The sequence below is a fragment of the Citrobacter sp. RHBSTW-00671 genome (assembly GCF_014103415.1).
Lineage (GTDB): Bacteria > Pseudomonadota > Gammaproteobacteria > Enterobacterales > Enterobacteriaceae > Citrobacter.
Map to the genome: position 1 here is coordinate 1,052,118 of NZ_JABXPR010000001.1, position 21,137 is coordinate 1,073,254.

At 51.9% G+C, this 21,137-nt stretch carries 21 protein-coding genes, 1 tRNA gene and 3 pseudogenes; 18 read left to right on the forward strand and 7 right to left on the reverse strand.

The genetic code is table 11. From position 1 onward, the window contains the following. Positions 1 to 7: 7 nt before the first annotated feature. The 4 genes from mlaC to murA all read left to right on the forward strand — a co-directional run bounded on the left by mlaC (position 8) and on the right by murA (position 2,673). The gene (gene mlaC, locus HV261_RS05105; protein ID WP_040234134.1) at positions 8 to 643 is read left to right on the forward strand and encodes a phospholipid-binding protein MlaC; all 636 of its coding nucleotides are present in this window, start codon (positions 8 to 10) and stop codon (positions 641 to 643) included. Beyond that, positions 643 to 936 (forward strand): lipid asymmetry maintenance protein MlaB, encoded by a 294-nt coding sequence (gene mlaB, locus HV261_RS05110; protein ID WP_137382434.1) that lies wholly within the window; start codon positions 643 to 645, stop codon positions 934 to 936. Before mlaC ends, mlaB begins: the two co-directional genes overlap by 1 nt. Before the next feature lie 169 nt (positions 937 to 1,105). Continuing rightward, complete coding sequence (gene ibaG / locus HV261_RS05115; protein ID WP_005121314.1) at positions 1,106 to 1,360, forward strand: BolA family iron metabolism protein IbaG; 255 nt, start codon at positions 1,106 to 1,108, stop codon at positions 1,358 to 1,360. 53 nt (positions 1,361 to 1,413) lie between these two features. Continuing rightward, the gene (murA, locus tag HV261_RS05120) at positions 1,414 to 2,673 is read left to right on the forward strand and encodes a UDP-N-acetylglucosamine 1-carboxyvinyltransferase (protein ID WP_040234132.1); all 1,260 of its coding nucleotides are present in this window, start codon (positions 1,414 to 1,416) and stop codon (positions 2,671 to 2,673) included. 57 nt (positions 2,674 to 2,730) lie between these two features. Here the strand turns inward: murA and sfsB are convergent, their stop codons facing one another. After that, positions 2,731 to 3,015: a DNA-binding transcriptional regulator SfsB gene (gene sfsB / locus HV261_RS05125; protein WP_137382433.1), complete on the reverse strand. Its 285-nt coding sequence runs from the start codon at positions 3,013 to 3,015 to the stop codon at positions 2,731 to 2,733. Between the two features lie 222 nt (positions 3,016 to 3,237). Next, positions 3,238 to 4,209 carry an octaprenyl diphosphate synthase gene (ispB, locus tag HV261_RS05130; protein ID WP_048213414.1) on the reverse strand — a complete coding sequence of 324 codons (972 nt, stop codon included), beginning with the start codon at positions 4,207 to 4,209 and terminating at the stop codon, positions 3,238 to 3,240. 258 nt (positions 4,210 to 4,467) lie between these two features. Between ispB and rplU the strand changes: the two genes are divergently transcribed. The 4 genes from rplU (at position 4,468) to cgtA (ending at position 7,337) form a co-directional block, all read left to right on the forward strand. Next, positions 4,468 to 4,779, forward strand: coding sequence for a 50S ribosomal protein L21 (rplU, locus tag HV261_RS05135; protein ID WP_042325074.1), 312 nt, complete (start codon positions 4,468 to 4,470; stop codon positions 4,777 to 4,779). Positions 4,780 to 4,798: 19 nt separating this feature from the next. Continuing rightward, entirely contained in the window at positions 4,799 to 5,056 is a 258-nt protein-coding gene (gene rpmA / locus HV261_RS05140) for a 50S ribosomal protein L27 (RefSeq protein ID WP_003025030.1), read from the forward strand. A 127-nt stretch (positions 5,057 to 5,183) separates the two neighbouring features. After that, on the forward strand, positions 5,184 to 6,149 hold the full coding sequence (locus tag HV261_RS05145) for a DMT family transporter (protein ID WP_202037632.1): 966 nt from the start codon (positions 5,184 to 5,186) through the stop codon (positions 6,147 to 6,149). A 15-nt stretch (positions 6,150 to 6,164) separates the two neighbouring features. Beyond that, positions 6,165 to 7,337, forward strand: a complete 1,173-nt coding sequence (cgtA, locus tag HV261_RS05150) for an Obg family GTPase CgtA (RefSeq protein WP_003828732.1) — start codon at positions 6,165 to 6,167, stop codon at positions 7,335 to 7,337. Between the two features lie 44 nt (positions 7,338 to 7,381). Here cgtA and dacB read toward each other — a convergent pair whose 3' ends face one another. Further along, a complete protein-coding gene (dacB, locus tag HV261_RS05155) occupies positions 7,382 to 8,815 on the reverse strand; it encodes a serine-type D-Ala-D-Ala carboxypeptidase (protein ID WP_202037633.1) in 1,434 nt (477 codons plus the stop codon). 248 nt (positions 8,816 to 9,063) lie between these two features. Here dacB and greA point away from each other — a divergent pair, with 248 nt between their 5' ends. Beyond that, positions 9,064 to 9,540, forward strand: coding sequence for a transcription elongation factor GreA (greA, locus tag HV261_RS05160; RefSeq protein ID WP_003025019.1), 477 nt, complete (start codon positions 9,064 to 9,066; stop codon positions 9,538 to 9,540). Between the two features lie 213 nt (positions 9,541 to 9,753). Here the strand turns inward: greA and yhbY are convergent, their stop codons facing one another. Beyond that, on the reverse strand, positions 9,754 to 10,047 hold the full coding sequence (gene yhbY, locus HV261_RS05165) for a ribosome assembly RNA-binding protein YhbY (RefSeq protein WP_003025016.1): 294 nt from the start codon (positions 10,045 to 10,047) through the stop codon (positions 9,754 to 9,756). Positions 10,048 to 10,172: 125 nt separating this feature from the next. Here yhbY and rlmE point away from each other — a divergent pair, with 125 nt between their 5' ends. From rlmE to glmM, 4 genes are all read left to right on the forward strand, one after another. Next, positions 10,173 to 10,802, forward strand: a complete 630-nt coding sequence (gene rlmE, locus HV261_RS05170; protein WP_137382431.1) for a 23S rRNA (uridine(2552)-2'-O)-methyltransferase RlmE — start codon at positions 10,173 to 10,175, stop codon at positions 10,800 to 10,802. Positions 10,803 to 10,901: 99 nt separating this feature from the next. After that, entirely contained in the window at positions 10,902 to 12,833 is a 1,932-nt protein-coding gene (gene ftsH, locus HV261_RS05175) for an ATP-dependent zinc metalloprotease FtsH (RefSeq protein WP_137382430.1), read from the forward strand. Positions 12,834 to 13,050: 217 nt separating this feature from the next. Further along, the gene (folP, locus tag HV261_RS05180) at positions 13,051 to 13,899 is read left to right on the forward strand and encodes a dihydropteroate synthase (RefSeq protein WP_202037634.1); all 849 of its coding nucleotides are present in this window, start codon (positions 13,051 to 13,053) and stop codon (positions 13,897 to 13,899) included. Continuing rightward, positions 13,892 to 15,229, forward strand: coding sequence for a phosphoglucosamine mutase (gene glmM / locus HV261_RS05185; protein ID WP_202037635.1), 1,338 nt, complete (start codon positions 13,892 to 13,894; stop codon positions 15,227 to 15,229). The genes folP and glmM overlap by 8 nt, the downstream gene beginning before the upstream one ends. 50 nt (positions 15,230 to 15,279) lie before the next feature. Here the strand turns inward: glmM and dcuC are convergent, their stop codons facing one another. Then, positions 15,280 to 16,746, reverse strand: coding sequence for a C4-dicarboxylate transporter DcuC (gene dcuC, locus HV261_RS05190; protein ID WP_202037636.1), 1,467 nt, complete (start codon positions 16,744 to 16,746; stop codon positions 15,280 to 15,282). A gap of 10 nt (positions 16,747 to 16,756) precedes the next feature. Then, entirely contained in the window at positions 16,757 to 17,890 is a 1,134-nt protein-coding gene (gene iadA / locus HV261_RS05195) for a beta-aspartyl-peptidase (RefSeq protein WP_202037637.1), read from the reverse strand. A 148-nt stretch (positions 17,891 to 18,038) separates the two neighbouring features. Here iadA and HV261_RS05200 point away from each other — a divergent pair, with 148 nt between their 5' ends. From HV261_RS05200 to HV261_RS05215, 4 genes and pseudogenes are all read left to right on the forward strand, one after another. Beyond that, on the forward strand, positions 18,039 to 18,932 hold the full coding sequence (locus HV261_RS05200) for a LysR family transcriptional regulator (protein ID WP_202037638.1): 894 nt from the start codon (positions 18,039 to 18,041) through the stop codon (positions 18,930 to 18,932). A gap of 168 nt (positions 18,933 to 19,100) precedes the next feature. Further along, positions 19,101 to 19,433 (forward strand): preprotein translocase subunit SecG, encoded by a 333-nt coding sequence (gene secG, locus HV261_RS05205; protein WP_003025000.1) that lies wholly within the window; start codon positions 19,101 to 19,103, stop codon positions 19,431 to 19,433. Between the two features lie 9 nt (positions 19,434 to 19,442). Beyond that, positions 19,443 to 19,529 (forward strand) — tRNA-Leu (locus HV261_RS05210). A gap of 96 nt (positions 19,530 to 19,625) precedes the next feature. Further along, a pseudogene (locus HV261_RS05215) lies at positions 19,626 to 20,401 on the forward strand (helix-turn-helix domain-containing protein); the annotation flags it as partial. A 197-nt stretch (positions 20,402 to 20,598) separates the two neighbouring features. On the opposite strand, the pseudogene HV261_RS05220 reads toward HV261_RS05215, so the two are convergent. Then, positions 20,599 to 20,712, reverse strand: a pseudogene (locus tag HV261_RS05220) (transposase); the annotation flags it as partial. 95 nt (positions 20,713 to 20,807) lie between these two features. On the opposite strand from HV261_RS05220, the pseudogene HV261_RS05225 reads away from it, so the two are divergent. After that, positions 20,808 to 21,020 (forward strand): annotated as a pseudogene (locus HV261_RS05225) (transposase); the annotation flags it as partial. Positions 21,021 to 21,137 lie beyond the last annotated feature (117 nt).

The following is a 21,137-nucleotide window of genomic DNA, read 5'->3' on the forward strand; positions in this document are numbered from 1 at the left end:
TCGACGTATGTTTAAACGATTGATGATGGTGGCTATGCTGGTCATTGCCCCACTTAGCGTGGCAACCGCAGCGGACCAGACGAACCCGTATAAACTGATGAATGAGGCGGCGCAGAAAACGTTCGATCGTCTGAAAAACGAACAGCCGAAGATCCGTTCTAACCCGGATTATCTGCGTCAGGTGGTTGATCAGGAACTGCTGCCATATGTGCAGGTTAAGTATGCCGGTGCGCTGGTGCTGGGCCGTTACTACAAAGATGCGACACCGGCCCAGCGTGACGCCTATTTTGCCGCATTCCGCGAATATCTGAAGCAGGCTTACGGTCAGGCGCTGGCGATGTACCACGGTCAGACCTATCAGATTGCCCCTGAACAGCCGCTGGGTGATGCGACCATCGTTCCTATCCGCGTAACCATTATCGATCCAAACGGCCGTCCGCCAGTACGTCTGGATTTCCAGTGGCGTAAAAACTCCCAGACCGGTAACTGGCAGGCATATGACATGATTGCCGAAGGCGTAAGTATGATCACCACCAAACAGAATGAGTGGAGCGACCTGCTGCGCACGAAAGGTATCGATGGTCTGACGGCACAGCTGAAATCTATCTCTCAGCAGAAAATCACCCTGGAAGAGAAGAAATAATGACGCAGTCACTCACCTGGACGCGTGAAGGTGACAAGCTGATGCTCGCGGGAGAGCTGGATCAGGACGTGTTAAATCCGTTATGGGATGCACGCGTTGAGGCGATGAAAGGGGTAACCTGCATCGATCTGAGCCAGGTTTCCCGGGTTGATACCGGTGGTCTGGCATTGTTGTTGCATCTGGTTGACCAGGGCAAGCAACAGGGGAATCGCGTTTCGCTTACCGGTGTTAACGATAAGGTTTATACCCTGGCACAGCTTTACAATTTGCCTGACGACGTCCTTCCGCGTTAATTTTTCCAGGCCGGATAAGGCTTTGTGCCGCCATCCGGCAAAACCCCTGCGGGGGATCTGCCGCCAAAGCCTTGTCTGATTTATCAGCGAGGCTTTTTGCTTATTTATGACAGCGCCACTTTGCTCTAAGATGTTGGGCTGTTTTCACTATCTGACAAATGAAGAGCCCATGGAAAATAATGAAATTCAGAGCGTGCTGATGAACGCACTCTCCCTCCAGGAAGTCCACGTTTCTGGTGACGGCAGTCACTTTCAGGTTATTGCCGTGGGTGAGATGTTTGACGGCATGAGCCGGGTCAAGAAGCAGCAATCGGTCTATGGCCCATTGATGGAGTATATTGCGGATAACCGCATTCATGCTGTGTCGATTAAAGCGTTTACCCCAGCGGAATGGGCGCGCGATCGCAAACTTAACGGTTTTTGAGCTACGGGTGATATGCCGGTAGCGAAGATGAATTCTTAACAGAGAACAGAATAATGGATAAATTCCGTGTTCAGGGGCCAACCAAGCTCCAGGGCGAAGTCACTATTTCAGGCGCTAAAAACGCCGCACTGCCGATCCTTTTTGCGGCGCTGCTGGCTGAAGAACCTGTAGAAATTCAAAACGTCCCAAAACTGAAGGACGTAGATACTTCCATGAAACTGCTGAGCCAGTTGGGGGCGAAAGTAGAGCGTAATGGGTCTGTGCACATTGATGCGCGTGACGTTAACGTCTTCTGTGCGCCGTACGATCTGGTGAAAACCATGCGTGCGTCTATCTGGGCATTGGGGCCACTGGTCGCTCGTTTTGGTCAGGGTCAGGTTTCTCTGCCGGGCGGCTGTACTATCGGCGCGCGCCCGGTTGACCTGCATATTACCGGTCTGGAGCAGTTAGGTGCCACCATCAAGCTGGAAGAAGGCTATGTGAAGGCGTCCGTTGAAGGACGTCTGAAAGGCGCGCACATTGTCATGGACAAAGTGAGTGTCGGTGCAACGGTAACCATTATGTGCGCGGCAACGCTTGCAGAAGGTACCACCATCATCGAAAACGCCGCCCGTGAACCGGAAATTGTGGATACCGCGAACTTCCTGATTGCGCTGGGCGCAAAAATCACGGGGCAGGGTACCGATCGTATTACCATCGAAGGCGTTGAGCGCCTCGGCGGCGGTGTCTATCGTGTTCTGCCAGACCGTATCGAAACCGGGACGTTCCTGGTGGCGGCGGCGATTTCTCGCGGCAAAATTATCTGCCGTAATGCGCAACCAGACACACTGGATGCTGTTCTGGCGAAGCTGCGTGATGCCGGTGCGGATATCGAAGTCGGTGAAGACTGGATTAGCCTCGACATGCACGGCAAACGTCCGAAAGCGGTCAATGTTCGCACTGCGCCGCACCCGGCGTTCCCGACCGATATGCAGGCCCAGTTCACGCTGCTGAACCTAGTGGCAGAAGGGACGGGCTTCATCACGGAAACCGTGTTTGAGAACCGCTTTATGCACGTGCCTGAGCTGAGCCGTATGGGGGCTCACGCAGAAATCGAAAGCAATACCGTGATTTGTCACGGTGTGGAAACGCTCTCTGGCGCACAGGTTATGGCGACCGATCTGCGTGCATCCGCAAGTTTGGTGTTAGCGGGATGTATCGCTGAAGGCACAACGGTCGTTGACCGTATTTATCACATCGATCGCGGCTATGAGCGCATCGAGGATAAATTGCGTGCGCTGGGCGCAAACATTGAGCGCATTAAAGGCGAGTAATCGCCAACGCGTGTTGTAACCCCCAGGATCGTTGATCCGGGGGTTGCTGTTTTACCGCTACTCAAGACTCTTTTTTTCTTTCCGTACTCTCATCATCCGCGTTCTGTCGATGAATTCATGCGTCCTGGCGTCATGGTAGCGTGACGGCCAAATTACCCACGGGTCTGTTCCCAGTGCTTTCGCGATAATCAATTCACCTTTCGGCCACGGTCGGGTTAACGCATTTGCCAGCGTTGATGAACTCAAGCCATTCTTACGTGACTCTGCGGCCATTGACGTGCCTTTCTTACGTAGCCCCGCGATGATGTCAGCCGGATGCCAGTCAATGAATTTGCTTTCCATAGTTCCACATCTCCTTTGGTTAACCAGTTACGGTTTCACAATCAGCCTGTGGAGTTACTATACGCCTCGAGAACGAATGTTCTAAAATGTTCTCGTAAAGAGCTTGTATATTCAGAATATGCCAAGGTTATACAAGTGATTTGATTGTTTTTGTGGCTTTTTGGGAGCTTATAAGAACACCCCGTGTGCTACACGGGATGCTGGGAAGCGAGACGAGGGAAATTAACGGTCGCGCTGTACGGCGATATGCGCCAGGCCAATCAGGGCTTCTTTCCACGGAGTATCTGGAAGCACCTGAAGCGCCGCGATGGCTTTATCAGCTTCTTCTTCGGCGCGTTGACGGGTCCATTCCAGTGACCCGCAAGCGTTCATCGCTTCCAGAACCGGCTCCAGAAGGTGGCGGCCATTACCTTGCTCAATCGCCTGGCGAATCATTTGCGCCTGCTCAGGAGTGCCGTGGCGCATCGCATGCAGCAACGGTAGCGTAGGTTTACCTTCGTTGAGGTCATCACCCACGTTTTTACCCAACTGCTCGCCATCTGCGCTGTAATCCAGTAAATCGTCGATAAGCTGGAAAGCCGTTCCGAGGTAGCGGCCATAATCCTGCAGGCCTTTCTCTTGCTCATCGCTACAACCTGCAAGGATACCTGAACATTGGGCCGCGGCTTCAAACAGACGAGCCGTCTTGCTGTAGATAACACGCATATAGTTTTCTTCGGTGATATCCGGGTCGTTGACGTTCATTAACTGCAGGACTTCGCCTTCAGCAATAACGTTGACCGCTTTAGACATCACTTCCAGCACTTTCAGGGAGCCGAGGCTGGTCATCATCTGAAAGGCGCGGGTATAGATAAAATCGCCGACCAGAACGCTGGCAGCATTACCAAACGCTGCGTTTGCTGTGGCTTTCCCACGGCGCATATCGGATTCATCCACTACATCGTCATGAAGCAGGGTTGCGGTGTGGATAAACTCGATTAAGGCAGCGATCGTGACGTGGGCATTTTCCTGATAACCAACGGCGCGCGCCGCGAGTACAGCGATCATTGGGCGAATGCGTTTTCCGCCGCCGCTCACGATGTAGTACCCCAGTTGATTGATCAACTGGACGTCGGAATTGAGCTGTTCAAGGATTGTCGCATTGACCCCCGCCATATCTTGCGCGGTTAACTCATTGATTTTTTCTAAATTCATCGCAAAAGCCGGGCTTCTCGCCCCGATTACCTTACTGTATGAGAAGGTAACGTCGGGTTTAGGGTTAGAAATATATGCTGATTGTACTGAAAAAACGCCGCAGATAAACGTTACCGTACATGTTGTGTTTTTTTTCTTCATGTATTGACGGTAGCACTTGTCAAAGGCTCGCGTTTTGCGTAATATTCGCGCCCTATTGTGAATATTTATAGCGCACTCTGAATCATCAAAAAGGTGTGCGCGGAAGCGGAGTTTTTTATGTACGCGGTTTTCCAAAGTGGTGGTAAACAACACCGAGTAAGCGAAGGTCAGACCGTTCGCCTGGAAAAGCTGGACATCGCAACTGGCGAATCTATTGAGTTCGCTGAAGTTCTGATGATCGCAAACGGTGAAGAAGTCAAAATCGGCGTTCCTTTCGTTGATGGCGGCGTTATCAAAGCTGAAGTCGTTGCTCACGGTCGTGGCGAGAAAGTTAAAATTGTTAAGTTTCGTCGTCGTAAACACTACCGTAAGCAGCAGGGCCATCGTCAGTGGTTCACTGATGTGAAAATCACTGGCATCAGCGCTTAAGTTAAGGGGAGCAGATTAAATGGCACATAAAAAGGCTGGCGGCTCGACTCGTAACGGTCGCGATTCAGAAGCTAAACGTCTGGGCGTAAAACGCTTCGGCGGTGAAACAGTTCTGGCTGGTAGCATCATCGTTCGTCAACGTGGTACTAAATTCCACGCTGGCTCCAACGTTGGTTGCGGCAAAGACCACACTCTGTTTGCTAAAGCAGACGGTAAAGTGAAATTTGAAGTGAAAGGCCCGAAAAACCGTAAATTCATCAGCATTGTTGCTGAATAAGTTTTTCGCGTCCCGGTAACGGATAAAAGCCCCGCAACACGTTGCGGGGCTTTTTACATTCGACGACCGGTAAATACGCTCGTCGCGCCGTGATAACCCGGAAACGAGCCCTTGCAGGGAATACGGCATGAAGCAGCAGGCAGGTATTGGTATTCTTTTAGCGCTCACGACAGCTGTCTGTTGGGGGGCTTTACCAATAGCGATGAAGCAAGTGCTGGAGGTGATGGAACCTCCTACCGTCGTGTTCTACCGTTTTTTAATGGCAAGCGTTGGCCTTGGCGCTATTCTTGCGGTTAAAAAAAAGCTCCCTCCATTGCGTATTTTTCGCAAAGCGCGTTGGCTGGTGCTGTTGGTTATTGCCACGGGTGGACTGTTCGGTAACTTCATTCTGTTTAGTTCGTCTTTACAATATTTGAGCCCAACGGCTTCGCAGGTTATCGGTCAACTGTCACCGGTTGGCATGATGATCGCCAGCGTCTTTATCCTGAAGGAGAAGATGCGCGGCACGCAGATTATTGGCGCTATTATGCTTCTGAGCGGCCTGGTGTTGTTTTTTAATACCAGTCTGATCGAAATTTTTACCCGGCTGACCGATTACACCTGGGGCGTTATCTTTGGTGTCGGTGCCGCGACGGTTTGGGTGTGTTATGGGGTCGCGCAAAAGGTGTTATTGCGCCGCCTGGCATCACCGCAGATCCTGTTTTTACTGTACACTTTATGTACGATAGCGTTGTTGCCGCTGGCTAAACCCGGTGTAATAGCGCAACTCAGCGACTGGCAGCTTGCCTGCCTCGTGTTCTGCGGCCTGAATACGCTGGTAGGATACGGTGCCCTTGCGGAAGCAATGGCTCGCTGGCAGGCGGCACAGGTGAGCGCCATAATTACGCTCACACCGCTGTTTACGTTGTTATTTTCAGATTTATTATCACTGGCCTGGCCCGATTTCTTCGCCAGACCGATGCTAAACCTTTTAGGTTATCTCGGTGCGTTTATCGTGGTTGCGGGCGCGATGTATTCCGCCATTGGTCATCGAATTTGGGGCGGTTTACGTAAGCATGAAACGGTGGTTTCGCAACCCCGCTCAGGCGAATGATTTACGGAGAGTAAAATGAAGTTTGTTGATGAAGCATCGATTCTGGTCGTTGCAGGCGATGGCGGTAACGGTTGTGTCAGCTTCCGCCGCGAAAAATACATCCCAAAAGGCGGTCCGGACGGTGGTGACGGTGGTGATGGCGGTGACGTCTGGCTGGAAGCCGACGAAAACCTGAACACGCTGATCGATTACCGTTTTGAAAAATCATTCCGTGCGGAACGTGGTCAGAATGGCGCAAGCCGTGATTGCACCGGCAAGCGTGGTAAAGACGTTACCATCAAAGTGCCAGTAGGGACACGCGTTATCGACCAGGGTACGGGCGAAACGATGGGCGACATGACCAAACACGGTCAGCGTCTGATGGTCGCTAAAGGCGGCTGGCACGGTCTGGGCAACACCCGTTTCAAATCCTCGGTTAACCGTACTCCGCGTCAGAAAACGATGGGTACGCCGGGTGATAAGCGTGACCTGATGCTGGAGCTGATGCTGCTGGCGGACGTGGGTATGCTGGGCATGCCAAACGCCGGTAAATCGACGTTTATCCGCGCGGTATCTGCGGCAAAACCAAAAGTGGCGGATTATCCGTTCACCACGCTGGTACCGAGCCTCGGCGTTGTGCGTATGGACAACGAGAAGAGCTTCGTGGTTGCCGATATCCCGGGTCTGATTGAAGGCGCGGCTGAAGGCGCAGGTCTTGGTATCCGCTTCCTGAAGCACCTGGAACGTTGCCGTGTGCTGCTGCATCTCATTGATATCGATCCGATTGACGGTTCCGATCCAGTAGAAAACGCCCGTATCATTATTGGCGAACTGGAAAAATACAGTCAGGATCTGGCGTCTAAACCGCGCTGGTTAGTGTTCAACAAAATTGATTTGATGGACAAAGCTGAAGCGGAAGAAAAAGCGAAAGCTATCGCTGAAGCGCTGGGCTGGGAAGGTAAATATTACCTGATCTCTGCCGCCAGCCAGCTGGGTGTGAAGGATCTTTGCTGGGATGTGATGACCTTTATCATTGAGAACCCAATCGTTCAGGCTGAAGAAGCGAAACAGCCGGAGAAAGTTGAGTTCATGTGGGATGATTATCACCGTCAGCAGCTCGCTGAAGTCGAAGACGAAGCGGAAGATGACTGGGATGACGATTGGGACGAAGACGACGAAGAAGGCGTTGAGTTCATCTACAAGCGTTAATCTCGTAGCCGGATAAGCGTAAGCGCCATCCGGCAATAATGCACTCAGTTATTCTGATAAATATCCTTGTACAACCGACTCTCGAAGCGTACCAGTGGAATACGGCGGTTGCGCTGGTCTGCAGGCTCTACCGCATAGCCAGACAGATACTGCACGAAGGCCATGCGTTGCCCACTGGCGGTGGTGATGAACCCCGCGAGGTTGTACACCCCTTGCAGTGAGCCTGTTTTCGCGGAAACCTTGCCATCAACACCAGCCTGATGCAGGCCCGCACGGTATTGCAGGGAGCCATCGTGGCCCGCCAGCGGCAGCATGGTGATAAAGTTCAGCTCATTGTCATGCTGCGCAATGTATTGCAGCACCTGCATCATGGTGGCGGGAGCAATCAGGTTATGGCGAGAGAGGCCAGAGCCATCGGCAATAATCGTGTTGCCGATATCGACGCCTGCCTGCTGACGCAGGATCTGACGTACGGCATCTGAACCTGCCCGCCAGGTGCCCGGTACGTTAAATCGCGCATGGCCAATCATGCGAAAAACGGTGTCGGCAATCATGTTGTCTGATTTTTTCAGCATAATCTTAAGCAGATCATGCAGCGGTGCTGATTGTTTGCTGGCGACTACGGTACCCGGCTCGTTGACCTGAGTTTGACGCAGCAGCGTGCCGCTGTAGGTAATACCCGCTTGCTTTAGCTCATCTTTAAGAATGGCTCCGGCATAGCTGGCACCGTCCTGGATAGCAAACGCCAGTGGCAGCGGTTCGGCGCGCTGCGGCAGACACCCGGTCAGCGTGAAGCGGTTCAAATCGCCGGGTACTACGTCCAGTTCACAATATTGCGCTTCCGCAGAACCACGTGCGAGGGTGCGAACCTGGCTGAACATGGTCACCGGGTAGTAAGACGCTACGCGAATATACGCCAAATCGTTGGCTTTTTGTGCGCTGTAGAGCGATACAGAGAAGCAATTTCGGTCGACAATCGCCGCTGCTGGCGGCGCACTAAAACACTGTGTCATGTCGTTCCAGGGCCAGCCGGGCGCCTTATCATGGCTGGCAAAAATGGAGGTGTCGATCAGGACATTTCCGGCAATTTGCGTCACCCCTGATTTTTTCAGAGTTGCTACCATATTGCGAATATCCTGACGTTTTAACGTCGGATCGGCACCAAATCTCGCAACTAAGTCACCTTTCAATATCCCATTTTCTACGTTGCCTTTTGTCTCAAGCGTCGTGGTGAAACGGAAATCAGGTCCGAGTTGAATCAATGCCGCCAGAGCGGTGATCACTTTCTGGGTACTGGCCGGGAGCGCCATCTGCTGGCTATGGTAATCAATCGCGGGCGCAGGCGCGCCAACCTTCTGTACCATAAGGGCGAGGTTGGCCCCGGCAGGAAGCTGGTTGATGTACTCGTCGACATTCGCAGCCTGAACGCTGAACGCTATACTGGCAGTTAATCCAATGGCAAATCTGGGAAATCGCATAATCTCGCGCTAACAACCTGGAATCAGGCCGTCATACTACGGCGCAACGCCCTAAAAAGTAAACGATGACCCATAGGGAACTCCAGGGTAAAATGAACATCAAATAGAGAATTGTAGCTGACCTGGGACCTCGTGCCCCGGGTCGGTATTTTTTTGCTTCTGACTCTGGCATGGCGTATGCCAGAGTGGGCTTAGCAGCCGGGGTGAGGACAACCACCCCCTACAGGAATGTTCAAGAGGTATAACAAATGCAAGCTATCCCGATGACCTTACGTGGTGCTGAAAAACTGCGCGAAGAACTGGATTTTCTCAAATCTGTGCGTCGCCCTGAAATTATTGCCGCGATCGCGGAAGCGCGTGAACACGGTGACCTGAAAGAGAACGCGGAGTATCACGCGGCTCGTGAACAGCAGGGATTCTGCGAAGGTCGCATTAAAGATATTGAAGCCAAACTGTCTAACGCGCAGGTTATTGACGTCACTAAAATGCCAAATAACGGCCGCGTTGTGTTCGGTGCGACGGTTACCGTTCTGAATCTTGATAACGATGAAGAGCAGACCTGGCGCATTGTGGGTGATGATGAGGCCGATTTTAAACAAAACCTGATTTCGGTGAACTCACCTATTGCTCGCGGCCTGATTGGTAAAGAGCAGGATGACGTGGTGGTTATCAAAACGCCGGGCGGTGAAGTTGAGTATGAAGTGACGAAGGTCGAATACCTGTAAGAATTTCCCAATACACGCATCATACGTCACGCTGCATACGCGTTGGCTGTGCTCGAATTATTTAGTGTATCTGTAAGATGTTGATGTATTGTAAAGAAAGGAAAAAGGCCGCATAGCGGCCTTTTATCAACGAAGAGAGCGTGGCATTTTGCTCTCCTGCTAGCGGAAATTCCCGCGTTTTACACAAACTTCGTGTTCAACTTTGGGATATTCTTAGCGTGGCAGCGAGATTTTACGTTCTTTAGTCGGGCGATACAGTACCAGCGTTTTGCCGATGACCTGTACATTGCAGGCGCCGGTTTCGCGTACGATAGCTTCCACGATCAAGGTTTTAGTATCGCGATCTTCCGAGGCGATTTTCACCTTGATAAGCTCATGGTGCTCTAACGCTTGTTCAATCTCGGCCAGTACCCCTTCGGTCAAACCATTATTGCCAAGCATAACTACAGGCTTGAGCGGATGTGCCAGACCTTTCAGGTGCTGTTTTTGTTTAGTACTCAGATTCATCGTATATTTTTGCTTACGTTGGGATTGAAAACGGGTCATTCTACCGCCATCTCCCATATATCGCCAAATAGCTGTGTAGATATTTACACCATTGGTTACGATGAACTGCCCGATGGGAAAGTGAAATGACAGGTAAAAAGCGTTCTGCCAGCTCGAGTCGTTGGCTTCAGGAACACTTTAGCGATAAATATGTTCAACAGGCACAGAAAAAGGGGTTACGTTCCCGTGCCTGGTTTAAACTTGATGAAATACAGCAAAGTGACAAAATTTTTAAACCGGGGATGACGATTGTTGACCTCGGCGCTGCACCCGGTGGCTGGTCGCAATATGCGGTTACGCAGATCGGAAACAGCGGCCGCATTATCGCTTGCGATCTTTTACCTATGGATCCAATCGTTGGTGTGGACTTCCTTCAGGGCGACTTTCGTGATGAATTAGTCCTGAAAGCGTTACTTGAGCGTGTAGGTGACAGTAAAGTACAAGTTGTCATGTCTGATATGGCGCCAAATATGTGTGGAACACCGGCGGTGGATATTCCCCGGGCCATGTATCTGGTTGAACTGGCACTTGGAATGGCTCGTGATGTATTAGCGCCAGGTGGTAGTTTTGTAGTTAAGGTGTTCCAGGGCGAAGGCTTCGATGAGTATCTAAGAGACATTCGCTCCCTGTTTACGAAGGTCAAAGTTCGTAAGCCGGACTCTTCTCGCGCCCGTTCGCGTGAAGTGTACATTGTAGCGACCGGGCGTAAACCATAACCGGTAGATTTCAAACGAAAGTTTGAAAGACACTGGATATAGAGTATCCTGACGCTGTTTTTAACACAGTTGTAATATGAGGTTAATCCCTTGAGTGACATGGCGAAAAACCTAATACTCTGGCTGGTCATTGCCGTTGTGCTGATGTCAGTATTCCAGAGCTTTGGGCCCAGCGAGTCTAATGGCCGTAAGGTTGATTACTCTACCTTCCTGCAAGAGGTCAATCAGGACCAGGTTCGTGAAGCGCGTATCAACGGACGTGAGATTAACGTTACCAAGAAAGATAGTAACCGTTACACGACCTACATTCCGGTTAACGATCCGAAGCTGCTTGATAACCTGCTGACCAAAAACGTCAAGGTTGTTGGCGAGCCGCCTGAAGAGCCGAGCCTGCTGGCTTCTATCTTCATTTCCTGGTTCCCAATGCTGCTGCTGATTGGTGTCTGGATCTTCTTTATGCGTCAAATGCAGGGCGGTGGTGGCAAAGGCGCCATGTCGTTCGGTAAGAGCAAAGCGCGCATGTTGACCGAAGATCAGATCAAAACCACTTTTGCTGATGTCGCGGGTTGTGACGAAGCGAAAGAAGAGGTCGCTGAACTGGTTGAATACCTGCGCGAGCCGAGCCGTTTCCAGAAACTGGGCGGTAAGATCCCGAAAGGCGTCCTGATGGTCGGTCCTCCGGGTACAGGTAAAACCCTGCTGGCAAAAGCCATCGCGGGTGAAGCGAAGGTTCCATTCTTCACAATTTCCGGTTCTGATTTCGTGGAAATGTTCGTCGGTGTGGGCGCATCTCGTGTGCGTGACATGTTCGAACAAGCCAAGAAAGCGGCACCGTGCATCATCTTCATCGATGAAATCGACGCCGTAGGTCGCCAGCGTGGCGCTGGTCTGGGTGGCGGTCACGATGAACGTGAGCAGACGTTGAACCAGATGCTGGTTGAGATGGACGGCTTCGAAGGTAACGAAGGTATTATCGTTATCGCGGCAACTAACCGTCCGGACGTTCTTGACCCTGCGCTGCTGCGTCCAGGCCGCTTTGACCGTCAGGTTGTTGTTGGTCTGCCGGATGTTCGCGGTCGTGAACAGATTCTGAAAGTGCATATGCGTCGCGTACCGCTGTCTCCGGATATCGATGCGGCAATCATTGCTCGTGGTACGCCTGGTTTCTCCGGTGCGGATCTCGCGAACCTGGTGAACGAAGCGGCACTGTTTGCAGCGCGTGGCAACAAGCGTGTTGTATCGATGGTTGAGTTCGAGAAAGCGAAAGACAAAATCATGATGGGTGCGGAACGTCGCTCCATGGTGATGACGGAAGCGCAGAAAGAATCTACCGCGTATCACGAAGCTGGCCACGCGATTATCGGTCGCCTGGTGCCGGAGCACGATCCGGTGCACAAAGTGACGATTATTCCGCGCGGTCGTGCGCTGGGTGTCACCTTCTTCCTGCCTGAAGGCGACGCAATTAGCGCCAGCCGTCAGAAACTGGAAAGTCAGATCTCCACGCTGTACGGCGGTCGTCTGGCGGAAGAGATCATCTACGGTGCTGAACATGTTTCTACCGGTGCGTCCAACGACATTAAAGTCGCGACGAACCTGGCGCGTAACATGGTCACTCAGTGGGGCTTCTCTGACAAACTGGGGCCGTTGCTGTATGCGGAAGAAGAAGGCGAAGTGTTCCTCGGCCGTTCTGTTGCGAAAGCAAAACATATGTCCGATGAAACCGCGCGTATTATCGATCAGGAAGTGAAATTGCTGATTGAACGCAACTATGACCGTGCTCGCCGTCTGCTGAACGATAACCTGGACATTCTGCACTCGATGAAAGATGCGCTCATGAAATATGAGACCATCGATGCACCGCAGATTGATGATCTGATGGCTCGCCGCGATGTGCGCCCGCCAGCGGGTTGGGAAGAGTCTGCTTCATCTAACAACTCTGGCAACAATGGCACCCCGAGTGCTCCACGTCCGGCTGAAGAGCCGCGTACGCCGAACCCGGGCAACATGTCAGAGCAATTAGGCGACAAATAAGTTATCGTCATCTGATGACCATGTTTTAATTGAAAACCCTGGGGCTTGCTCCGGGGTTTTTTTATTTATCAACTTATACCCAGTGAATTTCGAGTTGCATCAAGGCGGCGACGCAGGGAATCCCCAGGAGCGTACATCAGTACGTGACTGGGGTGAGCGAGGAAAGCTAACGCAGATGCAGCTTGAAAGACGAGGGGTATATACCAGGGATAACACTATGAAACTCTTTGCTCAGGGATCTTCGCTGGATCTCAGCCATCCCCACGTCATGGGGATTTTAAACGTCACACCAGACTCTTTTTCTGATGGTGGAGCGCACAACTCCCTGGTTGAGGCGGTAAAACACGCAAATCTGATGATTAACGCAGGGGCGACTATCATTGATGTGGGCGGTGAGTCTACGCGACCGGGCGCGGCGGATGTTAGCGTGGAAGAAGAACTGCAGCGTGTGATCCCGGTTGTTGAGGCAATTGCTCAACGTTTTGAAGTGTGGATTTCGGTCGATACCTCAAAACCAGAGGTCATTCGTGAGTGCGCCAGAGTGGGTGCGCATATCATTAACGATATACGTTCGCTCTCTGAGCCGGGCGCGCTGGAAGCTGCGGCAGAAACTGGGTTGCCGGTTTGCCTGATGCATATGCAGGGACAGCCGAAAACGATGCAGGAAGCGCCGAAGTATGAGGATGTATTTGCCGAGGTAAATCGTTACTTTGTTGAGCAAATAGCACGTTGTGAACGGGCCGGAATCACAAAAAATAAATTGCTACTCGACCCAGGATTCGGATTCGGTAAAAATCTTACCCACAACTACACATTGCTGGCACGTCTGGCGGAATTTCATCATTTTAATCTGCCGCTGCTGGTAGGGATGTCACGAAAATCAATGGTTGGCCAATTGCTCAATGTGGGTCCATCTGAGCGTTTGAGCGGCAGCCTTGCATGCGCGGTCATTGCCGCAATGCAGGGAGCGCAGATTATTCGTGTCCATGACGTCAAAGAAACCGTAGAAGCGATGCGTGTGGTGGAAGCCACATTGTCTGCAAAGGAAAACAAACGCTATGAGTAATCGTAAATATTTTGGCACCGATGGGATTCGTGGTCGTGTAGGCGACGCTCCAATCACCCCTGACTTTGTGCTCAAGCTGGGTTGGGCGGCAGGAAAAGTGCTGGCACGTCATGGTTCACGCAAAATCATTATCGGTAAAGATACGCGTATTTCCGGCTATATGCTGGAATCTGCGCTGGAAGCGGGCCTGGCTGCCGCAGGGTTGTCAGCTTCTTTCACCGGCCCCATGCCAACACCTGCCGTCGCTTATCTGACGCGTGCTTTCCGTGCTGAAGCCGGGATTGTTATCTCCGCTTCGCACAACCCATTTTATGACAACGGGATTAAATTCTTCTCCATCGACGGGACCAAACTGCCGGATGCCGTTGAAGAAGCAATTGAAGCGGAGATGGAAAAAGCAATCACCTGCGTGGATTCGGCCGAGCTGGGTAAAGCCAGTCGTATTGTCGATGCTGCAGGTCGCTATATTGAGTTCTGCAAAGGCACCTTCCCGAATGAACTGAGCCTGAACGAGCTTAAAATTGTGGTGGACTGCGCTAACGGCGCAACGTACCACATTGCGCCAAATGTACTGCGCGAACTGGGTGCTAACGTCATTGCGATTGGCTGTGAACCGAACGGCGTGAACATCAATGAAGAAGTCGGCGCGACCGATGTTCGTGCGCTGCAGGCGCGCGTCATCGCGGAAAAAGCCGATCTGGGTATTGCTCTCGACGGTGACGGCGACCGCGTCATTATGGTTGATCATGAAGGTAATAAAGTCGACGGCGACCAGATCATGTACATCATCGCTCGTGAAGCGCTGCGCCAGGGGCAACTGCGCGGTGGCGCGGTGGGTACTCTGATGAGCAACATGGGGCTGGAGCTGGCGCTGAAACAACTGGGCATTCCGTTTGCCCGTGCGAAAGTGGGCGACCGTTATGTGCTGGAAAAAATGCAGGAAAAAGGCTGGCGTATCGGTGCGGAAAACTCAGGTCATGTGATCCTGCTGGATAAAACCACCACGGGCGACGGTATTGTGGCGGGTCTGCAGGTACTGGCAGCGATGGTACGTAACCATATGAGTCTGTACGATCTGTGCAGCGGCATGAAAATGTTCCCGCAACTGCTGGTTAACGTACGTTACACCGCAGGTAGCGGCGATCCGCTGGAACATGAAAGCGTGAAAGCGGTGATGGCAGAGGTTGAAGCGGCACTGGGTAACCGTGGACGCGTACTGCTGCGTAAGTCGGGCACTGAGCCATTAATCCGTGTGATGGTTGAAGGTGAAGACGAAGCGCAGGTTACGGAGTTTGCGCACCGCATTGCGGATGCAGTGAAAGCCGTTTAACCCTTTCCGTAAAGCGTAAGAGCCGGAGTCTGAGAGACTCCGGCTTTTTTTTACTGTACTGCCAGCGGCTGTTTACGTCGGCGCTGCCAGAAGTAGCCACCGACCATCAATAGCACGAGGGTGGCCAGCCACGGGAGAACCGCCAACAAGTGCCCGGATCGGGCGAATGTCAGCGCAATCATCAGCAGCCATCCTCCCAGCATCGGAATTGCGGTGCGTTTAACGATATCCACCGGTGATACACCTGCGATCCCGGCGATGGCGATAATCACGCCGGCAATAGGCGACAACGTCCGTCCAATGCCCGCTGAGATCTGAATCGGCAGCATCATAACCGCCACGTCGCTGCCGATATGGCGGCTGATATCCGGCACCATCGGGGCGAAGGAGAAAAATGCTGCATTCCCGGAGCCCATCAACGCTGAAATCGCAAAGGTGATGAGCGTCATCAGCAAGATTATGGACGCTGCGCTGAGGCCAAATTCTCCTGAGAGCGACAGCAGCGCATCAACCGCGCCAATCGCTTTCAGACCGGCGGAAAAGACTTCACCGGCGATAATCAGCGTGACTACCGTGGCAAACACACTGCCCATACTGTCGAAAACTTTTTGTACGCCAGCCATCACTTCGCGAGCTTTACGATGGCGGCAATATTCACAAATCAGAGTAATGGCCAGGCTTATCAGTACGGCGGTATCCAGCGTAATTTTGAGTGAGCTGAATACTAAATCACTGCACACCAGCATCAATACCAGCGGTAACATCGGCAGGAATAGCCAGGCAACCGGCGCTTCGGCTTCTTCGGTTGCGGTTAATGTCTGCATTTGCTGCGCGGCATTGTCACCACTCTCCCGGCGATCGAAAAAGCGTTGTACAACGATATGAAGCAGAGCGATGAAAAGAATAACCGGAACGACAACCGGTAACTGATCCTGAACAAAATAGTTAACTACCTCGATACCTGCCGTTTTGGCGGCGAGAACCGAGTTCCCGGAGCCTGGGCCAAATTCAACGGCACAGGTACTGGCGATAACCGCAGCGACGGCGGCGCGGCTGCAGCCAAGGCGGGTCAGCAGGGGGTAAAGCGTTGCCATCAATAGCAGACCCAGTCCGGTAGCGCTACTGATAAACAGCGACAGAAATTGGCCCAGCAGCAGGGCCAGCCCGAGCAGTAGATAAGGGGAGTTCAGACGTTGCAAGGGACGGGAGGTGACGCGCACCAGCACCTGACTTGCGCCAATGGCCGACATATAGGTGGCAAAGCCACCTATCAGCATGATTTGTAGCCCGAGACCGCCGAGACGCACGCTCAGGGTATCGCGAATAAACTCAAAGGCGTCAAAGGGGCCAAATCCGGTGCTCTTTTTTACCAGGCTACTGAGCGTAGTCATCCCGCTAAAATGCGCGATAAGCAGTAGTACGATCCCGGTTAAGAGCAGCACCGACTGAGGGTGATACTTTTTCAGGATCAGACGCCCGGCAAAAATAATGGCGACCAGCGCCAGTAATAATGACATTCTCAACTCCTCACTCAAAGTTGCCGGTGACCAGACACTCACCATCACGCAGTAACGGCTTTCCGGCGGCAAACAGGTGGGCCAGTGAGAGGTCGTCATTGAGCACGCAAATATCAGCACGTTCTCCTGCACAAAGTACGCCGCCGGAAATACCCAGTGAGCGTGCGACGTTCGCCGTCAACATCGCGATCGCCTGAGACACCGGAATACCAACATCAATCAGGCGAGGCAACAGGTTGAGGTTGCCGGCTACCGGCGCGGCGCTTAATCCTTCCACGATGCCTTGCGCATTAAAGCGCGGCACGCTGCCATTGCCATCAGAGCTAATGGTGATGCGATCGGCCGGAACCTGTGATTCCAGCGCGTGGAGAATCGCTTGCTCCTGGGGCATAAATCGACTGCCGCCAGACGTCACGTCGATATGGCCGCCGCGATGTGCGAAAGCGATAGCCTGTTCGAACAATGCTTCTGTCCTCGCGACATGCGTCGGCGAAATGTGGTGAATCGGAATACCGGCATCACACAGTTCCATCAGCTGTGACATCCCTTCCGGCAGATTGCCCAGGTGTACGTGCAGCAGCCCTTTTTTTCCGGCCAGAAGTGAGGATACGCGGATATCACTGATTATTCTTAATAACTCCTGGAAAGAGGGGTAGGAGCCTCGGTGATCGGCGAGTGCGATTTTGACACCGAGGATTGCCGGGATAAATGCCATATCATCGCGAATGGATCGCGTAATTGTCGGGCTGGGTACCGCGTAGGCTCCGGTATGCATATACGCACGCAGGCCCTCCAGATTGAGAGACTGCATTTTGGCGTAAAGATCTTTCGGGGAGCGGGATATCGCATCAGTGCCCAGCACGCCGACGACCGTCGTAATACCGGCCTGAATCAGATCGCGCAGCTTGACGGCGGGCGTCCGGCTGGCAAAGCCGGCTTCACCGCCGCCGCCGGTAAGATGGACATGCTGATCGATAATTCCGGGAATTACCCACTTACCGCGGCAATCGATGACCTCTTTGACGCCATCAAAGAGTGCAATATCTTTTTCAACAGCCACAATGCGATCGGCATGTATGAGCAGGGAACAGAGGCCTAAATCCTCTGGGGAAAATACGCGGGCATTGGTCAGTAAAGTAAACATATCGGTCCTGTCAAATGTCGAGGGTGAGAGTCGGCAGGTGAAACGGAATATTGTTGTTATGATGTCCACATTAAAGCCATTACTATAACTGTGACTATTGCCGATTTGTTATCGGTGGATACGGTTATGGCATGATGGGGAATGAGACGTGGATTCGAAGTGGTTAGAGGATTTTCTGGCGTTGAGTCAGTATGGGAATTACTCCCAGGCAGCGATACAGCGGCATATCACCCAGCCCGCGCTAAGCCGACGTATAAAGGCGCTGGAGGAGATGTTGGGGGTCCCGCTGTTTGACCGCACCACGACGCCCGTTACGCTAACCTGTTATGGCGAACGTTTTGAACCTTATGCCCGCCAGGTCCTCAGTACTCTCACGGAGGCGCGCCATGACCTGTGTGCGATGATGCCAGCGACGGATAATACGTTGGTGATGGTGAGTCTGCATACGCTGTCAGTCAATATCCTGCCTGATATGATCAGCTATCTGCGCCAAAGTGAACCGCAATTAAACTTCACGGTAAATGCCAGCATTCAGGGGATTGATAATCACTTTAATGCCCTGATAAACCGGCAAATTGATATGCTGGTGACGTACGATTTACCCTCTTCACAACCGGGGCTGGAGATTGCCGGAGGGCTGAAACGTTCTTTATGGCGATATGAGCGTTTTATCCCGGTGATTTCTGCGCAACTCGCGGACAGGCTGGATGATCCGCATACCCCGATCCCCTGGCTATGCTACAGCGACTATACCTTTGTCAAACGTATTATTGATCCGGCAGAACAACGAGTGCGCCCACGGTTGAAAAAAGTGTTTGAGACTGGGCTAAGCGAAACAATACGAGAAATGGTACTGCGCCATATGGGAATGGCGTGGTTACCTGAATCAATGGTGGCTGAGGAGTTAGTGAATCAGGCGATCATTCACTGTTGGCCAGAAAATTCGGATCTGGTTTGTGAGATCCCAATTGTTGTTTGGGCAAATCTTGACGATCAGCGGTCAGTAATGCAGCGATGCTGGGATAAGTTGCTGCGTTTTTGATTGATGTGGCGATTTTTTCCGCAGTTGATACAATGCTAACAAATTGCCCTTGCGAAGGTTATTCGCTTTGGTTAGTATTCACACCCGCTTCAGTGGGAAACAGTTGAAATTCCCGCTTTATTGGTCGAAGCATTGGTACGCGGCAACTCCGCAAGGAACAGGTTGATTATGCACGAAGCTCTTTTGGTAGTTTTCCTTATTGTAGCAATTGGCCTTGTTGGCTTGATCATGCTGCAGCAAGGTAAAGGCGCTGATATGGGAGCCTCTTTTGGCGCAGGCGCTTCTGGTACACTGTTTGGTTCAAGTGGTTCTGGTAACTTCATGACCCGTATGACAGCTGTGTTAGGAACTCTGTTCTTCATTATCAGTCTGGTGCTGGGTAACATGAACAGCAATAAGACCAATAAAGGAAGTGAGTGGGAAAATCTGAGTGCACCGGCGAAAACCGAGCAAACTCAGCCAGCTGCTCCGGCTCAGCCGACCAGCGATATCCCACGCTAAGTATTCTGTACCGAGGTGGTGGAATTGGTAGACACGCTACCTTGAGGTGGTAGTGCCCTAACGGGCTTGTGGGTTCGAGTCCCATCCTCGGTACCAAATTCCAAAAAAAAGACGCTGCAAGCGTCTTTTTTTTCGTCTGTAACCCGTCCTGAATAGCGTTGACACGTTCCTGACTTAAGTCCGGAGAACGTGATGATGACTGAGTTCAATCGCACCCAACGTGATTATCCTCTATCCTCTATCCTTTAAATTAGCCGTTGTCGGGCAGGTCGAAAAAGGCGAGATGACTTACAAGCAGGCCCAGCAGCGGTATGGCATTCAAGGGCGCTCCACCGTTCTTGTCTGGCTGCGTAAATATGGCCGGCTTGACTGGAGCCCCGCACTTCCTGACCTGGTGAAGAGGAAACTGCCTGTGGCTCAGACGACTGCCCCGCCTACACCCGAGCAAAGAATCAGGGAACTTGAAGAACAGCTTAAGCTGGCAAACCAGAAAGCTGAGTTTTTTGAATCGGTTATCAATGTTCTGAAAAATGATTGCGGGGTGAGTGTTGCAAAAAAACGGCCCGGCAAGTCCTCACGCAAAGTCAGGCCCTCACAATAGCAGTTACGCGTGCATGTTAGTTCCTGGGGCACAGCAGATAGGCGTGGTACCAGTACAACACAAGATATAATAAAAGGCAGGAGCATCATGCTAAGGTTCCGGATTTTGTTGCCCGTACCCGGCACTGCACTACCTGCTGAATGTTCAGGACGGTAAAGCACTGGCTATCGGGCGGGACCGCCTGTTTAACCTGCTGGATGAATATCGGCTCCTGGTACCCGTGAAGCGGGCATATCACAAAACTACTAACAGCCATCATCACTCTTACCTGCATCCAGGCCTGCTAAAGCCTGGCCCTGAACAGGTTACCGCCCCTGAACCAGAGCAGTTCCGGGGCGCCGATATTACATACCGCCCTCTGCGCAGCGTACTGAGAAATAGGGGCAGGTTGCACCTGCACAATCGGAACAAGATTTTTATACTGGCCTCAACGGCCGTATAGTTGTTGAGGCGATTGTGTGCTGATTACCCATTTAGGCACAGATTTTCCTGATGCCGGATAGATGCAAGCAACAACCCAAACCAGATTCAGTACCTGCAAAACGGAGGTAGTTCATAGAGTTAAAAAGTTGCCTCAGAAATGCCCATCCTCTTGCACATTTCTTCCACTTGGATGCTGGTTTTGGCTTGCTTCAGCGCAAACGCGATCTGTTTTTCAGCATAGTGGGTCTTTTTCATGACGGAATGATCTTTTTGTTTAATGAAAGAAAGACCGTAGACTTCAGTTTGGATGGGGACTGTTTACCGGGGAGAGATCATCCGCAAGGCCATTCTACACCACACACGCAATCGAATCGTTGAATAGCGTGATCCGGGTGGCGATTAAGAAACACATAGTGTTCCCGACGGATGACTAGGTACGAAAGGTTGTTTATCAGGCGATCAAGGATGCGTTGAAAAAATGGAGTATGCCAATCCAGAACTTGCGGCTGGCAATGAGCCATTTTATTATCGAGATTGGTGACCGTCTGAGCGATCACCTTTAATACATCGGCAGTTTCACAGAATTACTGACAAGCCCATCATGCACCGTTCACTTAAAATATCTTAAGTGAACGGCACTATCCAAAAATAGTCAATAGTTACTGACCTGAATAATTAGC

Excerpts from the sequence above, each read along its gene's own strand:
- rpmA (WP_003025030.1), top strand. The coding sequence starts at position 4,799 with ATGGCACATAAAAAGGCTGGCGGCTCGACTCGTAACGGTCGCGATTCA.
- sfsB (WP_137382433.1), bottom strand. The coding sequence starts at position 3,015 with ATGGAAAGCAAATTCATTGACTGGCATCCGGCTGACATCATCGCGGGG.
- glmM (WP_202037635.1), top strand. The coding sequence starts at position 13,892 with ATGAGTAATCGTAAATATTTTGGCACCGATGGGATTCGTGGTCGTGTA.
- folP (WP_202037634.1), top strand. The coding sequence starts at position 13,051 with ATGAAACTCTTTGCTCAGGGATCTTCGCTGGATCTCAGCCATCCCCAC.
- yhbY (WP_003025016.1), bottom strand. The coding sequence starts at position 10,047 with ATGAATCTGAGTACTAAACAAAAACAGCACCTGAAAGGTCTGGCACAT.
- iadA (WP_202037637.1), bottom strand. The coding sequence starts at position 17,890 with ATGTTTACTTTACTGACCAATGCCCGCGTATTTTCCCCAGAGGATTTA.
- mlaB (WP_137382434.1), top strand. The coding sequence starts at position 643 with ATGACGCAGTCACTCACCTGGACGCGTGAAGGTGACAAGCTGATGCTC.
- rplU (WP_042325074.1), top strand. The coding sequence starts at position 4,468 with ATGTACGCGGTTTTCCAAAGTGGTGGTAAACAACACCGAGTAAGCGAA.
- murA (WP_040234132.1), top strand. The coding sequence starts at position 1,414 with ATGGATAAATTCCGTGTTCAGGGGCCAACCAAGCTCCAGGGCGAAGTC.
- secG (WP_003025000.1), top strand. The coding sequence starts at position 19,101 with ATGCACGAAGCTCTTTTGGTAGTTTTCCTTATTGTAGCAATTGGCCTT.
- rlmE (WP_137382431.1), top strand. The coding sequence starts at position 10,173 with ATGACAGGTAAAAAGCGTTCTGCCAGCTCGAGTCGTTGGCTTCAGGAA.
- HV261_RS05145 (WP_202037632.1), top strand. The coding sequence starts at position 5,184 with ATGAAGCAGCAGGCAGGTATTGGTATTCTTTTAGCGCTCACGACAGCT.
- ispB (WP_048213414.1), bottom strand. The coding sequence starts at position 4,209 with ATGAATTTAGAAAAAATCAATGAGTTAACCGCGCAAGATATGGCGGGG.
- ftsH (WP_137382430.1), top strand. The coding sequence starts at position 10,902 with ATGGCGAAAAACCTAATACTCTGGCTGGTCATTGCCGTTGTGCTGATG.
- dacB (WP_202037633.1), bottom strand. The coding sequence starts at position 8,815 with ATGCGATTTCCCAGATTTGCCATTGGATTAACTGCCAGTATAGCGTTC.
- cgtA (WP_003828732.1), top strand. The coding sequence starts at position 6,165 with ATGAAGTTTGTTGATGAAGCATCGATTCTGGTCGTTGCAGGCGATGGC.
- greA (WP_003025019.1), top strand. The coding sequence starts at position 9,064 with ATGCAAGCTATCCCGATGACCTTACGTGGTGCTGAAAAACTGCGCGAA.
- mlaC (WP_040234134.1), top strand. The coding sequence starts at position 8 with ATGTTTAAACGATTGATGATGGTGGCTATGCTGGTCATTGCCCCACTT.
- ibaG (WP_005121314.1), top strand. The coding sequence starts at position 1,106 with ATGGAAAATAATGAAATTCAGAGCGTGCTGATGAACGCACTCTCCCTC.
- dcuC (WP_202037636.1), bottom strand. The coding sequence starts at position 16,746 with ATGTCATTATTACTGGCGCTGGTCGCCATTATTTTTGCCGGGCGTCTG.